The 23382-nt window shown below is 43.3% G+C and carries 25 protein-coding genes; 21 read left to right on the top strand and 4 right to left on the bottom strand.

What is annotated here, in order from left to right; all coding sequences use genetic code 11:
* The first annotated feature begins 10 nt into the window (after positions 1 to 10).
* Together lhaT and ypjB are read left to right on the top strand one after the other, a co-directional pair.
* Entirely contained in the window at positions 11 to 604 is a 594-nt protein-coding gene (gene lhaT, locus ACZ07B_RS02250) for a lipoprotein heptaprenylglyceryl N-acetyltransferase LhaT (protein ID WP_166668906.1), read from the top strand.
* A 68-nt stretch (positions 605 to 672) separates the two neighbouring features.
* Positions 673 to 1467, top strand: a complete 795-nt coding sequence (ypjB, locus tag ACZ07B_RS02245; RefSeq protein ID WP_124048164.1) for a sporulation protein YpjB — start codon at positions 673 to 675, stop codon at positions 1465 to 1467.
* Between the two features lie 41 nt (positions 1468 to 1508).
* Here ypjB and ACZ07B_RS02240 read toward each other — a convergent pair whose 3' ends face one another.
* A complete protein-coding gene (locus tag ACZ07B_RS02240; protein ID WP_003230635.1) occupies positions 1509 to 2381 on the bottom strand; it encodes a YitT family protein in 873 nt (290 codons plus the stop codon).
* A 139-nt stretch (positions 2382 to 2520) separates the two neighbouring features.
* Here ACZ07B_RS02240 and ACZ07B_RS02235 point away from each other — a divergent pair, with 139 nt between their 5' ends.
* The 18 genes from ACZ07B_RS02235 (at position 2521) to ACZ07B_RS02150 (ending at position 18747) form a co-directional block, all read left to right on the top strand.
* Positions 2521 to 2856, top strand: coding sequence for a nucleotide pyrophosphohydrolase (locus ACZ07B_RS02235; protein WP_004398044.1), 336 nt, complete (start codon positions 2521 to 2523; stop codon positions 2854 to 2856).
* An 11-nt stretch (positions 2857 to 2867) separates the two neighbouring features.
* Positions 2868 to 3671 (top strand): 4-hydroxy-tetrahydrodipicolinate reductase, encoded by an 804-nt coding sequence (dapB, locus tag ACZ07B_RS02230; protein WP_024573475.1) that lies wholly within the window; start codon positions 2868 to 2870, stop codon positions 3669 to 3671.
* 15 nt (positions 3672 to 3686) lie between these two features.
* Positions 3687 to 4100 (top strand): methylglyoxal synthase, encoded by a 414-nt coding sequence (gene mgsA / locus ACZ07B_RS02225; RefSeq protein WP_014477171.1) that lies wholly within the window; start codon positions 3687 to 3689, stop codon positions 4098 to 4100.
* Positions 4093 to 4803 carry a bacillithiol biosynthesis deacetylase BshB1 gene (bshB1, locus tag ACZ07B_RS02220; protein ID WP_024573474.1) on the top strand — a complete coding sequence of 237 codons (711 nt, stop codon included), beginning with the start codon at positions 4093 to 4095 and terminating at the stop codon, positions 4801 to 4803. Before mgsA ends, bshB1 begins: the two co-directional genes overlap by 8 nt.
* A complete protein-coding gene (gene bshA / locus ACZ07B_RS02215) occupies positions 4800 to 5933 on the top strand; it encodes an N-acetyl-alpha-D-glucosaminyl L-malate synthase BshA (protein ID WP_042976368.1) in 1134 nt (377 codons plus the stop codon). Before bshB1 ends, bshA begins: the two co-directional genes overlap by 4 nt.
* Before the next feature lie 4 nt (positions 5934 to 5937).
* Positions 5938 to 7131 carry a CCA tRNA nucleotidyltransferase gene (locus ACZ07B_RS02210; RefSeq protein WP_464876856.1) on the top strand — a complete coding sequence of 398 codons (1194 nt, stop codon included), beginning with the start codon at positions 5938 to 5940 and terminating at the stop codon, positions 7129 to 7131.
* The gene (locus ACZ07B_RS02205; RefSeq protein ID WP_464876855.1) at positions 7116 to 8093 is read left to right on the top strand and encodes a biotin--[acetyl-CoA-carboxylase] ligase; all 978 of its coding nucleotides are present in this window, start codon (positions 7116 to 7118) and stop codon (positions 8091 to 8093) included. Before ACZ07B_RS02210 ends, ACZ07B_RS02205 begins: the two co-directional genes overlap by 16 nt.
* Positions 8094 to 8338: 245 nt before the next feature.
* A complete protein-coding gene (gene panB / locus ACZ07B_RS02200; protein WP_003230652.1) occupies positions 8339 to 9172 on the top strand; it encodes a 3-methyl-2-oxobutanoate hydroxymethyltransferase in 834 nt (277 codons plus the stop codon).
* Between the two features lies 1 nt (position 9173).
* Complete coding sequence (gene panC / locus ACZ07B_RS02195; RefSeq protein ID WP_024571841.1) at positions 9174 to 10034, top strand: pantoate--beta-alanine ligase; 861 nt, start codon at positions 9174 to 9176, stop codon at positions 10032 to 10034.
* Position 10035: 1 nt separating this feature from the next.
* Positions 10036 to 10419 (top strand): aspartate 1-decarboxylase, encoded by a 384-nt coding sequence (gene panD / locus ACZ07B_RS02190; RefSeq protein ID WP_464876854.1) that lies wholly within the window; start codon positions 10036 to 10038, stop codon positions 10417 to 10419.
* Positions 10420 to 10544: 125 nt separating this feature from the next.
* On the top strand, positions 10545 to 13340 hold the full coding sequence (dinG, locus tag ACZ07B_RS02185) for an ATP-dependent DNA helicase DinG (RefSeq protein WP_464876853.1): 2796 nt from the start codon (positions 10545 to 10547) through the stop codon (positions 13338 to 13340).
* Between the two features lie 142 nt (positions 13341 to 13482).
* Complete coding sequence (locus ACZ07B_RS02180; RefSeq protein WP_003225588.1) at positions 13483 to 13653, top strand: YpmA family protein; 171 nt, start codon at positions 13483 to 13485, stop codon at positions 13651 to 13653.
* A gap of 8 nt (positions 13654 to 13661) precedes the next feature.
* On the top strand, positions 13662 to 14147 hold the full coding sequence (gene tseB, locus ACZ07B_RS02175) for a cell wall elongation/penicillin-binding protein regulator TseB (RefSeq protein ID WP_014477164.1): 486 nt from the start codon (positions 13662 to 13664) through the stop codon (positions 14145 to 14147).
* Between the two features lie 22 nt (positions 14148 to 14169).
* Positions 14170 to 15351: an aspartate transaminase AspB gene (gene aspB, locus ACZ07B_RS02170; RefSeq protein ID WP_003230667.1), complete on the top strand. Its 1182-nt coding sequence runs from the start codon at positions 14170 to 14172 to the stop codon at positions 15349 to 15351.
* A gap of 143 nt (positions 15352 to 15494) precedes the next feature.
* Positions 15495 to 16787, top strand: a complete 1293-nt coding sequence (asnS, locus tag ACZ07B_RS02165; RefSeq protein WP_004398777.1) for an asparagine--tRNA ligase — start codon at positions 15495 to 15497, stop codon at positions 16785 to 16787.
* A 92-nt stretch (positions 16788 to 16879) separates the two neighbouring features.
* Positions 16880 to 17578, top strand: a complete 699-nt coding sequence (dnaD, locus tag ACZ07B_RS02160) for a DNA replication protein DnaD (RefSeq protein ID WP_004398499.1) — start codon at positions 16880 to 16882, stop codon at positions 17576 to 17578.
* 18 nt (positions 17579 to 17596) lie between these two features.
* Positions 17597 to 18256, top strand: coding sequence for an endonuclease III (gene nth / locus ACZ07B_RS02155; protein ID WP_009967580.1), 660 nt, complete (start codon positions 17597 to 17599; stop codon positions 18254 to 18256).
* Positions 18253 to 18747, top strand: coding sequence for a YpoC family protein (locus tag ACZ07B_RS02150; RefSeq protein ID WP_217003118.1), 495 nt, complete (start codon positions 18253 to 18255; stop codon positions 18745 to 18747). Before nth ends, ACZ07B_RS02150 begins: the two co-directional genes overlap by 4 nt.
* Positions 18748 to 18822: 75 nt before the next feature.
* Here ACZ07B_RS02150 and ACZ07B_RS02145 read toward each other — a convergent pair whose 3' ends face one another.
* Together ACZ07B_RS02145 and recU are read right to left on the bottom strand one after the other, a co-directional pair.
* On the bottom strand, positions 18823 to 21573 hold the full coding sequence (locus ACZ07B_RS02145; protein ID WP_464876852.1) for a transglycosylase domain-containing protein: 2751 nt from the start codon (positions 21571 to 21573) through the stop codon (positions 18823 to 18825).
* A gap of 21 nt (positions 21574 to 21594) precedes the next feature.
* Positions 21595 to 22215 (bottom strand): Holliday junction resolvase RecU, encoded by a 621-nt coding sequence (gene recU / locus ACZ07B_RS02140; protein WP_004399067.1) that lies wholly within the window; start codon positions 22213 to 22215, stop codon positions 21595 to 21597.
* A 40-nt stretch (positions 22216 to 22255) separates the two neighbouring features.
* Between recU and ACZ07B_RS02135 the strand changes: the two genes are divergently transcribed.
* Positions 22256 to 23218 (top strand): DUF2515 domain-containing protein, encoded by a 963-nt coding sequence (locus ACZ07B_RS02135; protein ID WP_086344007.1) that lies wholly within the window; start codon positions 22256 to 22258, stop codon positions 23216 to 23218.
* A gap of 24 nt (positions 23219 to 23242) precedes the next feature.
* Here the strand turns inward: ACZ07B_RS02135 and sspM are convergent, their stop codons facing one another.
* Positions 23243 to 23347: an acid-soluble spore protein SspM gene (sspM, locus tag ACZ07B_RS02130; RefSeq protein ID WP_003225606.1), complete on the bottom strand. Its 105-nt coding sequence runs from the start codon at positions 23345 to 23347 to the stop codon at positions 23243 to 23245.
* Between the last annotated feature and the right edge of the window lie 35 nt (positions 23348 to 23382).

The raw sequence follows: 23382 nt of genomic DNA, 5'->3' as shown, positions 1-23382 counted from the left end.
TTGATTCGATGTGAAATGGTTTCAATATGTATTAGGGCAGCGGCCGATGCTTATTCTTGTCTTAGCCATTAATTTTCTGGGAACGGTTTACGGCTACTATTGGTACTTGCCGCAGCTTTTGGAGACACCGGCCCGTTTCCTGATTTTTGTTCCGGACAGTCCGACAGCAACGTTTTTCTTTCTGTTTGTGCTGCTTGCCTTTCTCATGAAACGGAATGCTCCGCTTTTAGAGGCGCTTGCGCTAGTTACCCTCGTAAAGTATGGCCTATGGGCGGTGGCTATGAATTTTCTTGTGCTTGCAGTAACTGGTGACTTGCCGTGGGAGGGCTACATGCTAATTGCTTCGCATTTTGCAATGGCAGTTCAAGGCGTATTATACAGTCCGTATTTTCGTTTTTCATTTTGGCATCTTGCAATTGCTGCAGTCTGGACACTGCATAACGATGTCATTGACTACTTGTTTGATATGATGCCGCAATACTCTATGCTTTCTGATTATATGACTGAAATAGGATACGGAACATTTTGGCTAAGCATCTTTTCAATCGGGCTTGCTTACTTTCTTGTGGTCTCGAAAAAGCAAACGAAGCTTGAGCTGATGTAAAGACAATGTTGGTCTATCCTTGTCCCTTTCTTCATATTCTGTAAGGAGAGAGAGTGGGAGGGACCTGCATGAAACGAAAGCTGACGATCTGTTTGTTGATTGCACTTATTTTTTATAATGGAAATGCCAAGGCTGCAGAGCGGGGAAGCCTCGAGGAATTGAATGATTTATCCGATACAGTCTTTCAAATGACCCGACAGGCGAAATATGAAGAGGCGCTTCAAGTCTTGGAGTATTTTGAAAAAACATTAAAATCCGCTGAGAAAAAACAGCAAGACCCCATGCTAACGGGAGCCCAAATTCGTCAAATCACATTGGGCTATAATGATATGATTCGGAGTTTAAAGCAAGCTGATACATCAGACACACAAAAACTCAGAGCAGCCGCGCAGTTCAGAATGCTGATGGATGCGGTTGACAATCGGTCTGACCCGCTTTGGGGATCACTGGAAAAACCGATTATGGAAGCTTTTACTGAGCTGAAGCGAGATGTCCAAAAGAATGGAAGCACAAGCTTTCATGAAAAGTGGAATGAATTTATCAGTTTATATGACTTGATTTACCCCAGTCTTACAATCGATGTATCAGAGGATCAGCTTGAAACAGTCGGAAAACATATAGATGTTATTGAGCAAGAGGAATTTCAGCAAATGACAGAGAGCACGAAGCTTGAACGGCTTTCCCTTCTTCAGCATGACCTGAAAAATGTGTTTGACAGGGTGGAGGAGGATGATGCCGATCCGTCTTTACTCTGGGTGATGATTACAACCGGCAGTATCATCATTACTGCTCTCACCTATGTCGGTTACAGAAAGTACAAGGCGGAAAAAAACAAGCTGAAAAAAAGGGACTACCCTAAATAAGGATGAGGGGCGGCGGTCAGCCGCCTTTTTTCTATTACATGTCAGCGCGGAAGCGGATTTTTATTTTCATCAAGCGTAAATCCTTCTCCGAGCACATCGTGAACATCGCTTACCGCTACAAAGGCATGGGGATCAATGGAGTTAATCACGCTTTTTAGCATCACCAATTCGTTTTTCGGCACCACACAATAAAGTACATCTATATCCTCTTTTGTGTAGGAACCTTGTCCTTTCAAAATGGTGACGCCGCGTTCCATTTCTTCAAGAATCTTTTTCTGAATCAGGTCGTTTTTCGAGGAGATGATCGTAGCGCCTTTAGCAGCGTATCCGCCTTCCTGAATAAAATCGATTAATCTTGCCGCTACAAATACAGCTACCAGCGTATACATCGCTTCTTTATAGGAGAGATAAGTAAGCAAAGACAAAATGATGACGCAGGCATCGAAAGCAAACATCGTTCTGCCCATCGGGATCCCAAAATACTTATTCACTAAACGTGCGATGATATCAACACCGCCTGTCGTACCGCCGAACTTAAAAATAATACCCAGTCCGGCTCCGATGAATACGCCGGCAAATAAAGCGGCGAGCGCTAAGTCGTGCTGAAGGGGCATATGTATTTCATATCGCTGAAAGATGCTGAGGAACAAAGACAAGGCTACAGTGCCGACAAGGGTATAAACAAACATTGTCCTGCCGAGCAAACGCCAGCCAATAAAAAAAATCGGAATGTTCAACACCAGGTTCGAGATAGAGGGGCTGATGTGGAAAAGGGCATAAAGCAAAAGTGTAATACCTGTAAAACCGCCCTCAGCCAGATTGTTCTGCATATTGAAATGAACCAAGCCAAATGAAAAAATTGCCGCTCCGATTAAAATAAAAAATATGTTTTTTAATCTAATTTCTCCAAGCATCACACAAAACCCCTTTTCCTTCCATTAGATAGCGTTTATATTATAGTGGATGAAAAAGAAAACAGCAAACGTGCTTAAACATTTGTCAAACGTATCTGAATTAGCTAACATGTAAGAGGATGATAGGAGGTTTCGTTCAGTGAGTGATAAAACAATGAAAGACATACAGGCTGAAGTAGACCGTTACATCGGCCAATTTAAAGAAGGATATTTTAGCCCGCTGGCCATGATGGCGAGGCTGACTGAAGAACTGGGCGAGCTTGCCAGAGAAGTGAATCACCGTTATGGAGAAAAACCAAAAAAAGCGACTGAAGATGATAAAAGCATGGAAGAGGAAATGGGCGATGTGCTATTTGTATTGGTTTGTTTAGCCAACTCTCTTGATATCTCTTTAGAGGAAGCTCACGACCGAGTCATGCATAAATTTAATACAAGAGATAAAGATCGCTGGACCAGAAAAGAAGAAGGAAAGTAGAGGAGATCAAGATGTCAAACGAAACAATTAAAGTAGTCATTGCGGGACCGCGTGGAAGAATGGGGCAGGAAGCTGTTAAATTGGCAGAACGAACACCTCATTTTGACCTTGTCGGGGCCATAGACCATACATACGATCAGCAAAAATTATCTGATGTGATGCCTGTTGAGTCAGATGCTTTAATTTACACAGATATCCATGCCTGCTTTACAGAAACACAACCGGATGTCTTGATTGATTTAACAACGCCCGAAATCGGAAAAGTACATACAAAAATTGCATTAGAGCACGGAGTCCGTCCAGTTGTCGGAACAACCGGTTTCTCAGAAGCTGATTTAAAAGAGCTCACGTCTTTAACAGAAGAAAAAGGGATCGGAGCCATCATCGCGCCAAATTTTGCGCTCGGTGCGATACTGATGATGAAATTTTCAAAAATGGCTGCCAACTATTTTGAGGATGTTGAGATTATTGAGCTTCATCATGACCAGAAGCTTGACGCACCAAGCGGAACTGCGCTTAAAACAGCGGAAATGATTTCAGAAGTCCGTAAAGAAAAGCAGCAAGGACATCCGGATGAAAAAGAAATTCTCCCAGGAGCAAGAGGAGCGGAGCAAAACGGCATTCGCTTGCACAGCGTCCGTCTTCCGGGACTGATCGCGCATCAGGAGGTCATGTTCGGCATGGATGGCCAAACGCTTCAGATACGCCATGATTCTTATAACCGTGCTTCTTTCATGTCAGGCGTTAAACTGTCAGTCGAACAAGTCATGAAGATTGATCAGCTTGTGTACGGTTTAGAAAATATCATTGATTAGACGGGGGGATAAACAATGAAAATTGCTTTGATCGCGCATGACAAGAAAAAACAGGACATGGTTCAATTTACGACTGCCTATCGGGATATTTTAAAGAATCATGATTTATACGCAACCGGAACCACAGGGTTGAAAATTCAAGAGGCGACAGGTCTTCAAATTGAACGTTTTCAATCCGGCCCTTTAGGGGGAGACCAGCAAATCGGTGCATTGATCGCTGCCAATGCACTCGATCTTGTCATTTTTTTGCGCGACCCGCTGACCGCGCAGCCGCATGAACCGGATGTCTCGGCATTAATCCGGTTATGTGATGTGTATTCCATTCCGCTCGCCACAAATATGGGTACTGCGGAAATTCTCGTCCGCACACTTGATGAAGGTGTTTTCGAATTCCGTGACCTTCTTCGAGGAGAAGAGCCGAATGTATAATGCTGACGTTCTTGCTTTTGGCGCCCACAGTGATGATGTCGAGATCGGAATGGGCGGCACAATAGCGAAGTTTGTCAAACAGGGAAAAAAAGTAATGATATGCGACTTGACAGAAGCGGAACTCTCTTCTAACGGTACGGTCAGTTTACGTAAAGAAGAAGCAGCTGAAGCAGCCCGCATATTAGGCGCAGATAAAAGAATTCAGCTGACGCTTCCAGACCGCGGCCTAATAATGAGTGATCAGGCAATTCGGTCGATTGTCACTGTCATCAGAACCTGCCGCCCAAAAGCGGTTTTTATGCCGTATAAAAAGGATCGCCATCCGGATCACGGCAATGCGGCTGCACTGGTGGAAGAAGCGATCTTTTCCGCCGGAATCCATAAATATAAAGATGAAAAAAGCCTTCCGGCGCATAAAGTCAGCAAGGTTTACTATTATATGATAAATGGTTTTCATCAGCCGGATTTTGTCATTGATATCTCGGATACAATAGAGGCAAAGGAACAAAGCCTCAACGCCTACAAAAGCCAGTTTATCCCGTCAAAGGATTCAGTTTCTACTCCTCTGACGAATGGTTATATCGAGATCGTTGAAGCGAGAGAAAAGCTTTACGGTAAAGAAGCGGGCGTGGAGTATGCCGAAGGTTTCTTTTCCAAACGGATGCTGATGCTTGATCATGATGTGCTTGGGGGCGAACAATGAGAAAACTAAAAATAGGAATCACATGCTATCCGAGCGTTGGAGGCTCGGGTATCATTGCGACAGAACTGGGGAAGCAGCTTGCTGAAAAGGGACATGAAATCCATTTCATCACATCAAGCATTCCGTTTAGACTGAATACATATCATCCCAATATTCATTTTCATGAAGTTGAGGTTAATCAATATGCTGTTTTTAAGTATCCTCCGTATGATTTGACATTGGCAAGCAAAATCGCAGAGGTGGCGGAACGGGAGAATTTAGACATTATCCATGCTCACTATGCTCTTCCGCATGCCGTATGCGCCTATCTTGCAAAACAAATGCTGAAACGCAATATCGGCATTGTTACAACTTTGCATGGCACGGATATCACGGTGTTAGGTTATGATCCGTCTCTAAAAGATCTGATCCGTTTTGCTATTGAGTCATCAGACAGGGTGACTGCAGTCTCCTCAGCGCTTGCGGCTGAAACGTACGATTTAATTAAACCGGAGAAAAAAATTGAAACGATTTATAACTTTATAGACGAGCGCGTGTATCTGAAGAAAAACACAGCGGTGATTAAAGAGAAACATGGAATTTTACCAGATGAAAAAGTCGTCATCCATGTGTCCAACTTTAGAAAGGTTAAACGCGTGCAGGATGTCATCCGTGTGTTCCGCAATATCGCTGGCAAAACGAAAGCGAAGCTGCTTTTAGTCGGAGACGGTCCGGAGAAATCGACAGCCTGCGAGCTTATCAGAAAATATGGCTTGGAAGACCAAGTCTTAATGCTTGGAAATCAAGACCGTGTTGAAGAGCTTTATTCTATTAGCGATTTGAAGCTGCTGCTATCTGAAAAAGAAAGCTTCGGTCTTGTCCTGCTTGAAGCGATGGCTTGCGGAGTGCCTTGTATCGGAACAAACATTGGCGGTATCCCTGAGGTTATTAAAAACAATGTGAGCGGATTTTTGGTGGATGTCGGTGATGTTGCGGCCGCAACAGCCCGCGCGATGAGCATTTTAGAAGATGAACAGCTAAGCAATCGTTTTACAAAGGCGGCAATAGAGATGCTTGAAAATGAATTTTCTTCCCAAAAAATTGTCAGCCAGTATGAACAGATTTATGCAGATTTAGCAGAACCGGAGTGATCACATGGAAAAAGTTTTTATCAAAGCACTTCCCGTGCTCCGCATCTTAATCGAAGCGGGCCATCAGGCTTATTTTGTCGGGGGCGCAGTTCGTGACAGCTATATGAAACGAACGATCGGAGATGTCGATATCGCGACAGATGCGGCACCTGATCAAGTAGAACGGCTGTTTCAGCGAACTGTTGATGTAGGCAAAGAGCACGGGACCATTATTGTGCTCTGGGAGGATGAAACCTATGAAGTCACGACATTCCGGACTGAATCTGATTATGTTGATTTCAGAAGACCGTCAGAAGTGCAATTTATCTCATCATTAGAAGAGGATCTAAAACGAAGAGATTTAACGATCAATGCGATGGCCATGACAGCGGACGGGAAGGTGCTTGATTATTTTGGCGGCAAGAAAGATATTGATCAGAAAGTGATTCGAACCGTTGGAAAGCCTGAAGATAGATTTCAAGAGGATGCGCTTCGTATGCTGAGAGCCGTACGCTTTATGAGCCAGCTTGGCTTTACGCTTTCACCGGAAACAGAAGAAGCCATTGCGAAAGAAAAATCACTCCTCTCCCATGTTTCAGTCGAACGAAAAACTATAGAGTTCGAGAAATTGCTGCAGGGAAGAGCTTCTCGCCAGGCGCTTCAAACACTCATTCAAACGAGATTGTATGAAGAGCTTCCTGGTTTTTATCATAAACGAAAAAACCTGATTTCAACGAGTGAGTTTCCATTCTTCTCTTTAACATCCCGTGAGGAGCTTTGGGCTGCTCTTTTAATTAACCTTGGCATAGTCTTGAAAGACGCGCCCCTTTTCCTGAAAGCCTGGAAGCTCCCGGGAAAAGTGATCAAGGAAGCCATTCACATTGCCGATACGTTTGGCCAGAGCCTTGACGCAATGACAATGTACAGAGCTGGGGAAAAAGCACTGCTCTCAGCGGCCAAAATATCGCAGCTTCGGCAAAACGAAAAACTGGATGAAAAGAAACTGAAGGATATTCAATACGCTTATCAAAACCTGCCGATCAAAAGCCTTAAGGATCTTGATATCACGGGTAAGGACTTACTTGCGCTTCGAAACCGGCCGGCTGGAAAATGGGTGTCGGAAGAATTACAGCGGATCGAGCAGGCTGTTGTGACAGGGAAGCTCTCCAATCAAAAGAAACACATAGAGGAGTGGCTGAAGAAATGCGGTCAACATTAAGAAAAGACCTTATTGAATTATTTTCTCAGGCCGGCAACGAATTTATTTCCGGCCAAAAAATCAGTGATGCTCTCGGCTGTTCAAGAACTGCTGTGTGGAAGCATATTGAAGAGCTTCGGAAAGAGGGTTATGAAGTAGAAGCCGTTAGAAGAAAAGGATATCGGCTCATCAAAAAACCCGGAAAACTCAGTGAAAGCGAAATTCGTTTTGGATTAAAAACGGAAGTGATGGGCCAGCATCTTATTTACCATGACGTTCTTTCAAGCACGCAAAAAACGGCTCATGAGCTCGCGAATAATAACGCACCGGAAGGCACCCTCGTGGTGGCTGACAAACAAACAGCCGGAAGGGGCCGAATGTCTAGGGTATGGCATTCTCAAGAAGGAAACGGTGTTTGGATGAGCCTGATTTTGCGGCCTGACATTCCGCTCCAAAAAACACCGCAGCTGACTCTGCTTGCTGCAGTAGCTGTTGTGCAGGGAATAGAAGAGGCAGCAGGCATCCAAACGGATATTAAATGGCCAAATGATATTTTGATTAACGGAAAAAAAACAGTCGGTATCCTAACGGAAATGCAGGCTGAAGAAGACCGCGTACGTTCAGTGATCATTGGGATCGGCATTAACGTTAACCAGCAGCCTAATGATTTTCCAGATGAATTGAAGGACATCGCGATAAGCCTCAGCCAAGCTGCTGGGGAAAAAATTGATCGGGCCGGCGTCATCCAGCATATTTTACTATGCTTTGAGAAACGGTACCGGGATTATATGACGCACGGATTTACGCCGATTAAGCTTTTATGGGAAAGCTATGCGCTCGGTATTGGCACTAATATGAGAGCCAGTACGTTAAACGGAACCTTTTACGGTAAGGCGTTAGGTATAGATGATGAAGGCGTTCTGCTTTTAGAAACGAACGAAGGCATTAAAAAAATCTATTCTGCCGATATCGAATTGGGCTAATGTGTTGGTACAAGCCCGTTGATTTTGGTATACTTCCATTGGGCAGTATCGCCTGCGAACTGCACCTATTATTAAAATAGATAGACATTGCAGCAGTCTGCCTTGATCCAAAAAAGGACTGGGACAGAGGGATGAAACTCGCCGAACTTTAGAAAGTGAAGAATCCTTCTCGTTGTAACGGAAGGTTTTTTGGCTTGCAGAAGAAAACGGCAGATCATCTCCTCTAAACATGAGGAGGAGAAAACATGAAAACAAAACTGGATTTTCTAAAAATGAAGGAGTCTGAAGAACCGATTGTCATGCTGACCGCTTATGATTATCCGGCAGCTAAACTTGCTGAACAAGCGGGAGTTGACATGATTTTAGTCGGTGATTCACTTGGAATGGTCGTCCTCGGCCTTGATTCAACTGTCGGTGTGACAGTTGCGGACATGATCCATCATACAAAAGCCGTTAAAAGGGGTGCGCCGAATACCTTTATTGTGACAGATATGCCGTTTATGTCTTATCACCTGTCTAAGGAAGATACGCTGAAAAATGCAGCGGCTATCGTTCAGGAAAGCGGAGCTGACGCACTGAAGCTTGAGGGCGGAGAAGGCGTGTTTGAATCCATTCGCGCATTGACGCTTGGAGGCATTCCAGTAGTCAGTCACTTAGGTTTGACACCGCAGTCAGTCGGCGTACTGGGCGGCTATAAAGTACAGGGCAAAGACGAACAAAGCGCCAAAAAATTAATAGAAGACAGTATAAAATGCGAAGAAGCAGGAGCTATGATGCTTGTGCTGGAATGTGTGCCGGCAGAACTCACAGCCAAAATTGCCGAGACGCTAAGCATACCGGTCATTGGAATCGGGGCTGGTGTGAAAGCGGACGGACAAGTTCTCGTTTATCATGATATTATCGGCCACGGTGTTGAGAGAACACCTAAATTTGTAAAGCAATATACGCGCATTGATGAAACCATCGAAACAGCAATCAGCGGATATGTTCAGGATGTAAGACATCGTGCTTTCCCTGAACAAAAGCATTCCTTTCAAATGAACCAGACAGTGCTTGACGGCTTGTACGGGGGAAAATAAGATGAGACAGATTACTGATATTTCACAGCTGAAAGAAGCCATAAAACAATACCATTCTGAGGGCAAGTCAATTGGATTTGTTCCGACGATGGGGTTTCTGCATGAGGGCCATCTAACCTTAGCAGACAAAGCAAGACAAGAAAACGACGCCGTTATTATGAGTATTTTTGTGAATCCTGCACAATTCGGCCCTAATGAAGATTTTGAAGCATATCCGCGCGATATTGAGCGGGATGCAGCTCTTGCAGAAAACGCCGGAGTCGATATTTTATTTACGCCAGATGCTCATGATATGTATCCCGGTGAAAAGAATGTCACGATTCATGTAGAAAGACGCACAGACGTGTTATGCGGGCGCTCAAGAGAAGGACATTTTGACGGGGTCGCGATCGTACTGACGAAGCTTTTCAACCTAGTCAAGCCGACTCGTGCCTATTTCGGTTTAAAAGATGCGCAGCAGGTAGCTGTTGTTGATGGGTTAATCAGTGACTTCTTCATGGATATTGAATTGGTTCCTGTCGATACGGTCAGAGAGGAAGACGGCTTAGCCAAAAGCTCTCGCAATGTATACTTAACAGCTGAGGAAAGAAAAGAAGCGCCTAAGCTGTATCGGGCCCTTCAAACAAGTGCGGAGCTGATCCAAGCCGGTGAAAGAGATCCTGAAGCGGTGATAAAAGCTGCAAAAGAAATCATTGAAACGACAAGCGGAACCATAGACTATGTGGAGCTTTATTCCTATCCGGAACTCGAGCCTGTGAATGAAATTGCTGGAAAGATGATTCTCGCTGTTGCAGTTGCTTTTTCAAAAGCGCGTTTAATAGATAATATCATTATTGATATTCGAGAAATGGAGAGAATATAATATGTATCGAACAATGATGAGCGGCAAGCTTCACAGGGCAACTGTTACGGAAGCAAACCTGAACTATGTGGGAAGCATTACAATTGATGAAGATCTCATTGATGCTGTGGGAATGCTTCCTAATGAAAAAGTACAAATTGTGAATAATAATAATGGAGCACGTCTTGAAACGTATATTATTCCTGGTAAACGGGGAAGCGGCGTCATATGCTTAAACGGTGCAGCCGCACGCCTTGTGCAGGAAGGAGATAAGGTCATTATTATTTCCTACAAAATGATGTCTGATCAAGAAGCGGTAAGCCACGAGCCGAAAGTGGCTGTTCTGAATGATCAAAACAAAATTGAACAAATGCTGGGAAACGAACCAGCCCGTACAATTTTGTAGAAGAAAAGCCCCCTTTATCGGGGGTTTTCTTTTAAGATTTTGAGAGTAAAACGGTTTTGCCGCTCCATTTCCGTACAAAACGTGTTACACTTTTGTCGTATGCAAGAATTGAGGTGTCCATTTTAATGAATAAGCAACGGTTCGTTGTTATAGATGTAGAGACAACAGGGAATTCGCCGAAGAAAGGCGATAAAATCATACAAATCGCAGCGGTTGTAATCGAAAATGGACAAATTACTGAGCGGTTTTCAAAATACATTAATCCAAATAAATCAATCCCTGCTTTTATTGAGCAGCTTACTGGAATCTCTAATCAAATGGTAGAAAATGAACAGCAATTTGAAGCAGTTGCTGAAGAAGTATTCCAATTGCTTGATGGCGCTTATTTTGTCGCCCACAATATCCATTTTGACCTTGGATTTGTCAAGTATGAGCTGCATAAGGCGGGCTTTCAGCTCCCAGATTGTGAAGTGCTTGATACTGTCGAGCTCTCACGCATTGTTTTTCCGGGATTTGAAGGGTATAAGCTGACGGAATTAAGCGAGGAGCTTCAGCTGCGGCATGATCAGCCGCACCGGGCTGACAGCGATGCTGAAGTGACAGGGCTTATTTTTTTGGAAATCCTTGAAAAGCTGCGGCAGCTTCCTTATCCGACTTTAAAGCAGTTAAGAAGGCTTTCGCAGCATTTCATCAGTGATCTGACGCATTTGTTGGATATGTTCATTAATGAAAACAGACATACCGAGATACCGGGCTATACGCGCTTTTCTTCGTTTTCTGTCAGAGAACCTGAAGCTATCGATGCTCGTATAAATGAGGACGAGAACTTCTCATTTGAGATCGAAAGCTGGGAAGCGGGAAATGAAAAAGCGCTGTCAGAGTTAATGCCTGGGTATGAAAAAAGAGACGGCCAAATGATGATGATGAGAGAGGTGGCTGATGCATTTGCCAATCGTGAGCATGCGCTGATTGAAGCTCCTCCGGGAATCGGAAAAACGATTGGCTATCTTATTCCGGCTGCGCTTTTTGCCAAGAAATCAAAAAAGCCGGTCATAATCAGCACGTATTCGACGCTTTTACAGCAGCAGATTCTCACAAAGGATTTGCCGATTGTCCAAGATCTGTTTCCATTTCCGGTAACAGCGGCGATTTTAAAAGGGCAATCGCATTATTTATGCCTGTATAAATTTGAGCAGGTGCTTCATGAAGAAGATGATAATTATGATGCCGTACTGACGAAGGCACAGCTTCTCGTTTGGCTGACAGAGACAGATACAGGAGATGTAGCGGAACTGAATTTGCCTTCAGGCGGAAAATTGCTGTGGGACAGATTGGCATATGACGATGACTCCTATAAAAGAAGTCGCAGTGAGCATGTGATCGGGTTTTACGAGCGGGCCAAACAGATTGCTATGCGCTCCGATTTGGTGATCACCAATCATTCCCTTTTGCTGACCGATGAAGGCAGCCAGAAAAAAAGGCTTCCCGAAAGCGGCACATTTATTATTGATGAAGCACACCATTTTGAACGTGCGGCAAGCGAACATTTAGGGAAAAGAGCCACGTACATAGAATTGCATACGAAATTGAGCAGAATCGGCACTCTGAAGGAGCAGGGACTTCTAAAAAAGATGAGACAGCTATTCCAGCGAAACAGCCTGCCGGTTGATTCATTTTTCGAATTGGAAGAGTGGCTTCAGCACGTTCAAGCAGAAAGTGATGCTTTCTTTAGCTCTGTACATTCTTTTGTCAAACGAAGAAAACCTAAAGAAGACTTAAACCGTCTAGTGTTTAAGGTGAACAAAGAAAGCCAGGATAAAAGCTGGTCGATCTTAACGGATGGTGCGGAGAGGCTTTGTTCCATGCTGACACATTTGCAGCAGCTTTTTGAGGCGCAGTCATCCCTGATGGAAAAACATTTGAAGGGCATGAAGAGCAAAAACGTCTTTTTAGCCGATGAATACCAAAGAAGCATGAAAGGCTTGCAGCATTACTGTCAGACGTTGCAGAAGCTCTTCTTTGGATCTGATGACGATGAAGCGGTTTGGATTGAAATAGATGCAAAGGGTGCGAAAAATGCAGTGGCCATTTACGCACAGCCTCTTGAACCTGGTGAACTTCTGGCTGATCAGTTTTTCGCGCGCAAAAATAGTGTGGTGCTAACATCTGCAACTCTTACAGTCGAAGGTTCTTTTCAATTTATGATTGAACGACTGGGACTGAGTGACTTTTTCCCGCGGACAATGAGAATTGAGTCACCCTTTTCTTACGATGAGCGTATGCAGGTGATGATTCCAAAGGAAATGAAATCAATTCAGGATACAGGGCAGCCTGAATTTATACAGGATACAGCCCGTTATATCGAACTGATGGCAAAGGAAAAACAGCCTAAAATCCTTGTGCTGTTTACATCCCATGATATGCTGAAAAAGGTTCACCAGGAGCTTAAGCATAACATGAGTGCTTCCGGCATTCAGCTCTTGGCACAAGGGATTACAGGCGGAAGTCCCGGCAAACTCATGAAGACTTTTAAAACATCCAATCAGGCGATCCTGCTCGGAACAAATCATTTTTGGGAAGGCGTTGATTTCCCTGGTGATGAGCTGACGACAGTAATGATCGTGAGGCTCCCATTCCGGTCCCCTGATCACCCGCTTCATGCTGCAAAATGTGAGCTTGCCCGCAAAAAAGGAAAGAATCCGTTTCAAACAGTGTCATTACCGGAAGCTGTGCTGACCTTCAGGCAAGGAATCGGACGCTTGCTGCGTTCTGCGGGAGACAAGGGAACGATTATTATATTGGACAGACGGATTAAAACCGCTGGTTACGGCCGGCTGTTTCTTGATGCCTTGCCGACAACCTCAGTATCCGAAATGACTGACAGCGAGCTTGAAGCTTATGTTGCAGGGGAAAAAGAATAAAAGCCGCATAAAGCGGCTTTTGCGGTGTGGGAGTAGGATGGTGTTTTATTTAAAAGCGGATTTCCCGCTCTGTGATACTAGTATGGCGTGTCCTGAAATGGAGTATGACTAACAATATTTGTTCAAACTGGAGGATGAAAAAATGGAAAGTAAAATCGAAATTCTTTCAACAATTAATGTAGAGCATTCTGATGATCTGTATAAAATTGTGGACACATTGAATCGTACACTGAAAAGAGACAATCTGATGTTCGGCCTTGCGCTGGATGAAGAAAACAAAAACCAAGCCGTTTTTACCATTTATCGTACGTAGGTGAGAAGATGAGAAAAAAAGCATTAATATTTACCGTCATTTTTGGTATTATTTTTTTAGCAGTACTTCTTGTCTCGGCAAGCATTTATAAATCAGCCATGGCACAAAAGGAAGAGGGGCACGAAGCAGCAGCTGCTGAAGCTAAAAAAGAAACCGATCTCGCCAATGTTGATCAAGTCGAAACATTTGTCGGAAAAGAAAAATATTATGTTGTAAAGGGAACGGATAAAAAAGGCACTGCATTATATGTCTGGGTTCCTGCTGATAAAAAAGCAAAAATTCTCTCAAAAGAAGCGAAAGAGGGAATCTCTGAAGACAAAGCGGCGAAAATCATAAAGGATGAAGGGCTGGTTTCAAAGCAAAAAGAGGTTCATCTGGCAAGAGAAGGAAACGTCCTGCTTTGGGAAGTGACGTACTTAGACAAAGAAGGGCAATACAGTTTAAGTTATGTGGACTTTACAACTGGAAAGATTCTCAAAAATATCACGCCTTAAGACGAATTAGGGGGAGTTCAAGTTGAAACTGGCAAAAAGAGTATCCGCATTAACACCATCAACCACTCTGGCAATCACAGCGAAAGCGAAAGAACTGAAAGCCGCAGGCCATGATGTCATCGGCTTAGGAGCAGGCGAACCTGACTTCAATACACCGCAGCATATTATTGATGCCGCTGTGCGTTCGATGAACGAGGGCCATACGAAATACACGCCTTCCGGTGGTTTGGCTGAACTGAAAAACAGCATTGCAGAGAAATTTAAACGCGACCAGAATATTGAATACAAACCGTCTCAAATTATTGTCTGCACTGGTGCCAAACATGCTCTGTATACCCTTTTCCAAGTGATTTTGGATGAAGAAGATGAAGTTATTATTCCAACGCCTTACTGGGTAAGCTATCCGGAGCAGGTGAAACTCGCTGGCGGAAAGCCTGTTTATGTAGAAGGGCTTGAGGAAAATCACTTCAAAATTTCGCCTGAGCAGCTGAAAAATGCAATTACGGAAAAAACAAAAGCAATCGTTATTAACTCTCCAAGCAACCCGACTGGTGTCATGTATACGGAAGAAGAACTATCTGCACTCGGTGAAGTGTGCCTTGAACATGATATCTTGATTGTGTCAGATGAAATTTATGAAAAACTTACATACGGCGGAAAGAAACATGTTTCCATTGCACAGCTGTCAGACAGACTGAAAGAACAAACGGTCATTATAAACGGCGTATCGAAGTCCCACAGCATGACAGGCTGGAGAATCGGTTATGCGGCAGGCTCTGAAGACATTATTAAAGCGATGACGAACCTTGCAAGCCACAGTACGTCAAACCCGACATCAATCGCACAGTACGGAGCGATTGCTGCTTATAACGGGCCTTCTGAGCCATTGGAAGAAATGAGAGAAGCATTTGAACATAGATTAAATACGATCTATGCAAAGCTTATAGAAATCCCAGGGTTCAGCTGTGTGAAGCCGGAAGGTGCTTTTTACTTGTTCCCGAATGCAAAAGAGGCAGCTCAATCTTGCGGTTTCAAAGATGTAGATGAATTTGTTAAAGCACTTCTCGAGGAGGAAAAAGTTGCGATTGTTCCAGGATCCGGATTTGGCTCTCCTGAGAATGTCCGTCTTTCTTATGCAACATCGTTAGATCTTCTTGAAAAAGCCATTGAAAGAATCAAGCGTTTTGTAGAAAAACATAGCTAACAGATCAAAAAGCGGCTGACAGAAAAGCCGCTTTTTATCTGCATTGACCCGGTTAGTTAAGAGCGGGTATAATAAAGTGATGATAAAAGAGTTCGCGGGGCAATGAGCTTCCGAATGTCTTTCTTGTTTTGGAGGGAAATATGTTGAAAACAACAATCAACCAAGTGTACAAGCACGTAGGTGAGGAAGTAACGATCGGAGCTTGGGTCGCTAATAAGCGTTCAAGCGGGAAAATTGCGTTTTTACAGCTTCGGGACGGTACCGGTTTTATTCAGGGTGTCGTAGTAAAAGCGGAAGTGGAAGAAAGCATTTTCCAAACAGCTAAATCAGTGACGCAGGAAACGTCGCTCTATATAAAAGGGATTGTCAAAGAGGACGAGCGTTCTCCGCTTGGATATGAACTTGCTGTGACAGATATTGAAGTCATTCACGAAGCGACCGATTATCCAATTACACCAAAAGAACACGGAACGGAATTTTTGATGGATCACAGACATTTATGGCTGCGTTCAAAGCGCCAGCATGCGATCATGAAAATCCGTAATGAAATCATTCGCGCGACTTACGAATTCTTTAATAACGAAGGCTTCGTAAAAGTGGATCCGCCGATTTTGACTGGAAGCGCACCTGAAGGAACAACAGAACTCTTTGCGACAAAGTACTTTGATGAAGATGCTTATCTGTCTCAAAGCGGCCAGCTCTATATGGAAGCTGCGGCAATGGCTTTAGGAAAAGTATTCTCTTTCGGACCGACATTCAGAGCGGAAAAGTCTAAAACAAAGCGTCACTTAATCGAATTCTGGATGATCGAACCGGAAATGGCGTTTGTAGAATTTGAAGAAAACCTTCAAGTACAGGAAAATTACGTTTCTTTCATCGTACAATCAGTTCTTAAGAATTGTAAAATTGAATTAAACACATTGGGAAGAGACACGTCAAAACTTGAGCAAATCAAAGCCCCGTTCCCAAGAATCACGTATGATGAAGCGATTGAATTTCTGAAAGAAAAAGGCTTTGACGATATCGAGTGGGGAGATGATTTCGGAGCGCCTCATGAAACAGCGATTGCTGAACATTATGACAAACCGGTATTCATCACTCGCTATCCGACGTCCTTAAAACCGTTCTATATGCAGCCGGCTTCTGACCGTGAGGACGTTGTGCTTTGCGCTGACTTGATTGCGCCGGAAGGCTATGGAGAAATCATCGGCGGGTCTGAACGGATTCACGATATGGAACTTTTGGAATCGCGTCTTAAAGAACATGGACTGGATTCTGACGCATATAAATGGTATGCTGAACTTAGAAAATATGGATCAGTTCCTCATTCCGGCTTCGGCCTTGGATTAGAGCGGACAGTAGCTTGGATCAGCGGAGCGCCTCACGTTCGTGAAACGATTCCGTTCCCAAGACTGTTAAACCGTCTGTATCCGTAATACATTCAAATGAAACAAAAAAGAGTCTCCTGCAAGGGAGACTTTTTACAGTAAAGGGGCAATCACAATCCTTTACAGTAAGAGGTGTGACGATGAAAAAACAGCAATTTATTGATATGCAGGAGCAGGGAACATCAACCATCCCCAATCTTCTGCTTACGCATTATAAACAGCTTGGGCTTAATGAAACAGAACTTATTCTGCTGTTAAAAATTAAAATGCATTTAGAAAAAGGATCATATTTTCCTACACCGAATCAGCTGCAGGAAGGTATGTCAATTTCTGTTGAAGAATGCACAAACAGATTGCGGATGTTTATTCAAAAAGGCTTTCTGTTTATTGAAGAATGCGAGGATCAAAACGGCATCAAATTTGAGAAATATTCTCTTCAGCCTTTATGGGGGAAGCTGTACGAGTATATTCAGCTTGCACAGAATCAAACACAGGAAAGAAAAGCAGAAGGGGAACAAAAAAGCCTTTATACCATTTTTGAGGAAGAGTTCGCAAGGCCGTTATCGCCTTTGGAGTGTGAAACGCTGGCGATCTGGCAGGACCAGGATCAGCATGACGCACAACTGATCAAACACGCGTTAAAAGAGGCTGTACTATCAGGAAAACTCAGTTTCCGCTACATTGACCGGATTTTGTTTGAATGGAAGAAAAACGGGCTTAAAACTGTGGAGCAGGCAAAAATACACAGCCAAAAATTCCGGCGTGTACAAGCAAAGCAGAATGAACCGCAAAAAGAGTATAAAAGGCAGGTTCCTTTTTACAATTGGCTTGAACAATAAAGTGAAAAGGTGACAATCGTGTTAAATCTAAAACAAATTGAATTCTGTTTAGACAAGATAGGTGACATGTTTCCTCATGCGGAGTGTGAACTGGTTCATTCCAATCCTTTTGAATTAGTGGTGGCTGTTGCTTTATCTGCGCAATGTACAGATGCACTTGTAAACAGAGTGACCAAAACATTATTCCAAAAATATAAACGGCCGGAAGACTATTTGGCTGTTCCGCTGGAAGAGCTTCAGCAGGATATTAAATCAATCGGTTTATATCGTAATAAAGCGAAAAATATTCAAAAGCTGAGTAAAATGATTATTGAAGATTACGGCGGAGAAGTGCCGAGAGACCGCGATGAGCTTGTCAAACTGCCAGGGGTCGGGAGAAAGACCGCAAACGTAGTGGTATCCGTTGCGTTTGGCGTGCCGGCCATTGCCGTAGATACCCATGTGGAGAGAGTCAGCAAACGATTGGGTATTTGCCGGTGGAAGGACTCGGTTCTGGAAGTTGAAAAGACGCTGATGCGCAAGGTTCCCAAAGAAGACTGGTCCGTTACGCATCACCGGCTTATTTTCTTCGGCAGATATCACTGTAAAGCCCAATCTCCGCGCTGTGCGGAGTGTCCGCTGCTTTCTTTGTGCAGAGAAGGGCAGAAGAGGGATAAAAAAGGACTGGTGAAACGATGACGCAAGCAAAAGAAGTGTTGGCTTCCTATGAGCAATACTTGCGCAGTCTTGGCCAGAAGAGTTCCTCGGATATGAAGAAAACCTTGCAGACCAATCCCGTGTATTTTGATTTCTGCACGGAATTACAAGGCGATTTGCCATGGGAGGACAGCGGGAAATACGTTCCGCTTTTATTTGAAGTGTGGGATGACATCAAAGCATCACTTCTCCCAGTCTTTCAAACACGAAAATCGAGATGTGACCAAAACGAAATGTTAAAGGGCATTGTGTGTTTGCTGGCTTCGTTACATTGGACAGCAGGTGAGCCGGTGAAATCGCTCGATTGGCAAGAACTGAGGGAGAAATCATATCCCGCAAAGCCGATTAATTGGGCTGAACGAGTGGAATTTATTCTTCTTAAGCCGACCCAATACCATTGCTTTATTCAGCTTGATGAGCTGATTACCGAAATGAAAAAGCATTCTTATAAATATCATGCGATGAATCGATAAAACCTCCTGTTAAAACGGGAGGTTTTTTATTGTGTACCAAAAAAGCCATCACCCCAAAGGTGACGGCTTTTTTGTTTAATTTGTTTTTTCAATGGATGATGAGTTTGTTTGTGTTTTATTAGATGTGTCTGTTTTATTTTTATTCGTGTCAGAACCTGTTGAATCATTCTTACCAGAGTTCGAATCACCATCCGACGTATCCTGGTTGTTACTGTTGTCGTTATCGTTATCGTTTGATTGGTCTTGGTTATTGTTGTCGGACGGATTGGTGTTCGTATTGTCTTGTTTTTTGTCTTGATCGTTTGTTGAATCATCTGTCTGATCTTGATCCGTCTGACCGTCATCTTTTTGAGAATCATCAGTTTGTGTATCATCCTGAGTCTTCTCATCATCTTGTTTTTCATCATCCGTTTGTTGCTGGTCTTTTTTATCTTCATCGTCTTCAGCTTTTGGCACCTCATAGGATGTGGAAGCTGTACTTTTGCCATCATCACTGACGGCTGTTACTTCGAATTTGTATACAGATCCTGACTGCACACCCGAAATAACTGCCTCTTTTGCAGAGCTGTTTTGAATTTCCGAGTAGCTGCCGCCGTCAACAGATTGCTTAACAGCAAAGGTCGCATCTCCGTCGTAATTCCAGCTTAACGTTAAAGATTGATTGTCTTTATCGTATTTCACGTTTAAACCAGACAGTTTAGCTGTTTCCTCTTTTTCTTCTTTCTCATATGTTTTAGAAACAGTAGAAGGAGCTGTGCCTTTAACAAAGTACTCTGTGAGCTTCTTATCGCTTGGCGTATTTGGCCCTGCCAGTTTTGCAGGGTTTGAGCCTTTTTCTACAGAGGCTTCCACTACGCTGTCAGGCTTCTCAAATGATCCGCTTCCGTCATCGACATCGGCGATGAGCTGGGCGAAGATGCGCTTTGCAATCTGTTGCTCTGTTTTATTTAAAGATTTTTTTCCTATCTTATTTTGAGAATCTACACCTGTCCAAACAGCAGCGGTATATTGAGGTGTATATCCTACAAACCATGAATCTGGTACACCGCCTTGTGCGATATTGTATTTTTGCATATCCGCTTCATCAAAGTTTGTTGTACCTGTTTTACCTGCAACTTCCACTCCCGGAACTTGGGCGAGCTGTCCAGTACCTGTCTTAACAGCTGTTTTCAGCATATCTGTAATCATGAAGGCTGTATAATCGCTCATTGCTGATTTTGATTTCGGTGTTAAGTCAAGCTTCGTGCCGTCATTAAATTCTATTGATTTCACAAAATGCGGTTCGTTATATGTTCCGTTATTTCCGAATGCACTGTATGCTCCAGCCATAGTTAGAGTAGAGACACCGGGATTACCTTCTCCGAATCCTCCGATAGAATATGATTCATACACTTTTTCTTTATTTAATCCGAGCCCCAGTCCATTAGCAAAATCAACTGCTGCATCTTTTCCGACTGCTTGGAATGCTTTTAGAGCCGGGATGTTACGTGATTGGGCGAGGGCTTCACGCATAGACATGACCCCTTTATAGGAACGGTCAAAGTCTCGAATAGGTGTTCCATCTGAATAAGTGTAAGCTGAGTCATCAATTTGCTCGTAAGTTGACCATTTTTTATTTTCAATCACTGGACCGTAGTCGAGAATAGGTTTAATGGTAGACCCAGGCTGTCGCTGGGCTTGGGTCGCGTAATTATAGCCACCAACCGTAGAATCTCTTCCGGCGCCAATCGCCCGCACTTCTCCGGTTTTCGTATCGAGAAGGGTAACGCCGCCCTGCATGCCTTCAGTAAACCCGACGGTGTCTCCGTCCATTAATTCATCTAGTTTATCTTGTGCTTTTGTATCTAATGTCGTATAGATCTTTAATCCGTCAGCAGATGGATCGACATCAGATTTTTCATCAATTTCCTTCATAACCTCTTCAACAAATGCGCTGTATTTGTTTGTACTTGCTTTTTCATATTCTTTCTGTGACACGACGCCTTCGTCTTTCACTGCCACTTTTTTCGCTTTGTTGTATTGAGAATCAGAAATAAATCCTTGTTTTTTCATCAGACTGAGGACGATGTTCCGTCTTTTTTCCGCTTTATCCGGATTTTTAACCGGGTTATACGCTGTTGGGCTCTGCGGCATGCCTGCCAGTGTGGCAGCCTGTTCGACAGTCAATTTGCTTAAATCTGTAACGCCGAAAAATTCTTCCGCCGCTTTTCCGATTCCGTATGCTCTAGGAGAAAAATAAATCCGGTTTAAATACATTTCTAAAATTTCATCTTTAGAGTAATTGCGCTCCAGCTGAATCGAAAGCCATACTTCCTGCACCTTCCGTTTCAACGTCTTCTGATGTGAAAGAAGGGAGTTTTTGACGACCTGCTGGGTGATCGTACTTCCGCCTTCAGCCCCGAAGCCATCTTTAAAGTTGGCAACTAAAGCACCGCCGATACGGACAGGGTCAATCCCGTGGTGCTCATAAAAACGAGCGTCTTCTGTCGCGATAAAGGCTTCTTTTACAACATCGGGAATTTCATCTATCGAGACGTAGGTCCGTTTTTCGGCGCCGACTTCGGCGATCTCTTTTCCATTTTTATCGTAAATCGTTGATGAATAAGGCGTCTTCAATTTGCTTTCATCAAGGGACGGCGCATCAGAAACCATGACGGCAAATGTAACAGCACCGCCGACTACGCCTAAAACAAACAGAATGAGTAAAGTGAAAAGGGTCTTTTTAAACAATCCGCCCTTTTTTCGTTTCTTGCCTTTTTTCGGTGAAGGACTCGACTTGCTGTTCGCTTTTCGTCGAGCTTCACGGCTGTTAAATTGATCTGACATAACATCTCAACCTTTCGTTAATCAACCTTTCGCACCAGATGATGGCGAAAAATAAAGCTGTTCAATAATACTAATATAATCAATTCTGGGTGCGTATCCAAGAGAAATCGGATAAGCTGTTTCTTCCAACTCATCTTTTCGAATTGATTTTCTGCCGTTTTTTTCTTTTCTGTCCCAGAAATAAAACAGCTTATCGGCTTCCAAAAAATAAACCTGGTCGAAAGCGGATATAATAACAAAACAAATACCGTCTTGAGCCTTTACCTGCTTCATATGCTCGATTTGATGGTCATGAAAATTCTGCAGGGGGAAAGAGGTCTTGTTTTTCGTTTCTTTCGCCTCAAAATCAATATACCGTCCTTTGTAAATCCCATTGTAGTCTGTTGTCGATGATTGTTTAAAGTAAGCTTCTTTAATCACTGCGGCACTTCTTTTTGGATAATGGACATTTACAATTTGAACAGGTGTCGGCTTTTTGTGTATAACGGCAATTTGGTTTGTCAAATAATACTTATTCGTTTCGTTTAAGTCATCTTCGAGGGTCATTCCGCGATTACTGTAAGACGGGGCCCTTTTCTGACTGTTTTGGGATGAAACCGAATGTTTCGGCTGAAATGTTTTTCCGTTAGGATACCGAATCACTTTCTCATCCTCCTTATTAAACTAATCATGACGGAAGTGAATGAACGTGCAAGAACAACAGACCATCAGAAAGCTTCTGAGCCGGATTGAGCGGCAGACAAAAATGAAAAACGCGGATAACATTTCAAGAACAAATGCTTATAAAGCATTTTACGACCGTCATCCGGAAATCAAATGGTCGCTTTTGGCTTCTTTCGTTTCTCGTAATGCCGGCTGGTCAATGACTGACTTAAAAGGCAGTCTGTTTCAGCTTGGACTCCGTGAGAGACAGCAAAAATGGTTCTTTTTAGCCTATGAAAGAGCGAACTGGCTTATTTTTTCGGATGCCTATCCGCAGCTTCTACTATACCACTGGTCAAAAAGAGTCGGGAAACCGCTGTTTCATCTTCTGCATGTGTTTGGCGTCTCACAATTTATGTCGGAAGAATGGACCCGTTTTTGGCATGAGCGAAATACGGAGCGGCTAATGTATGCCCTCATTATAAATGAACAAAACACTATCCAAACACCTATTATACAAAATCCTTCGTTTAAAAAGAATGTTTTTGACACGATTCCTTTTTATTTAAGTGACTGGTTTCATTTTAACACCGTTATTTTTCCTTCCTCAAATGGGTTTCTTTACGGCATTTCAGTGAAACGCTTTTCAAAGGCGGAGGAAAGGATAAGGCTGGGAAAGCAGCTGTCTCAATTGCTGTTCAAGCCAGAATTGTTCTCCTCTTTTTATCACTTTTTGCACACAGTGCCGCACACAGGTTCCCGTTTTGATATGGAAAAGATGATCGGGATTACAAAAAGAACATCTCCTATGCTAAGGACATGCTACCCTGAGTTAATCCACTCATTAGACGGAACGAAAACAGATTGGTTTCATGGAAAGATAAAGAAAACGTTCTTTAGGCGCGAGGAATTGCCGAAGCAGATTGAATTGACAGACTGGTATTTACATAAAAAGCGCCAGCTTCATGCGCTTTTTGCGGTGGAGCAGTGGCTAAAAAAATAAAGAAGCAAGGAAATTCCTTGCTTCTTACGTAGAAGGGCGGTTCGGGCCGCCTAATTTTTTATCTAAAGAATCGATTGCCTTTGATTCAGTCTTTTTTTGCTGGCCGGCTTTTTTCGGTCTTGTTTTCATACGGCACCTCCTCACAAGTATCGTTTGCATTAAGG

It is taken from the genome of Bacillus sp. 9.4 (assembly GCF_055486415.1).
Note: the sequence above shows the minus strand (reverse complement) of the source record. Positions and strands in the feature narration are given on the sequence as shown.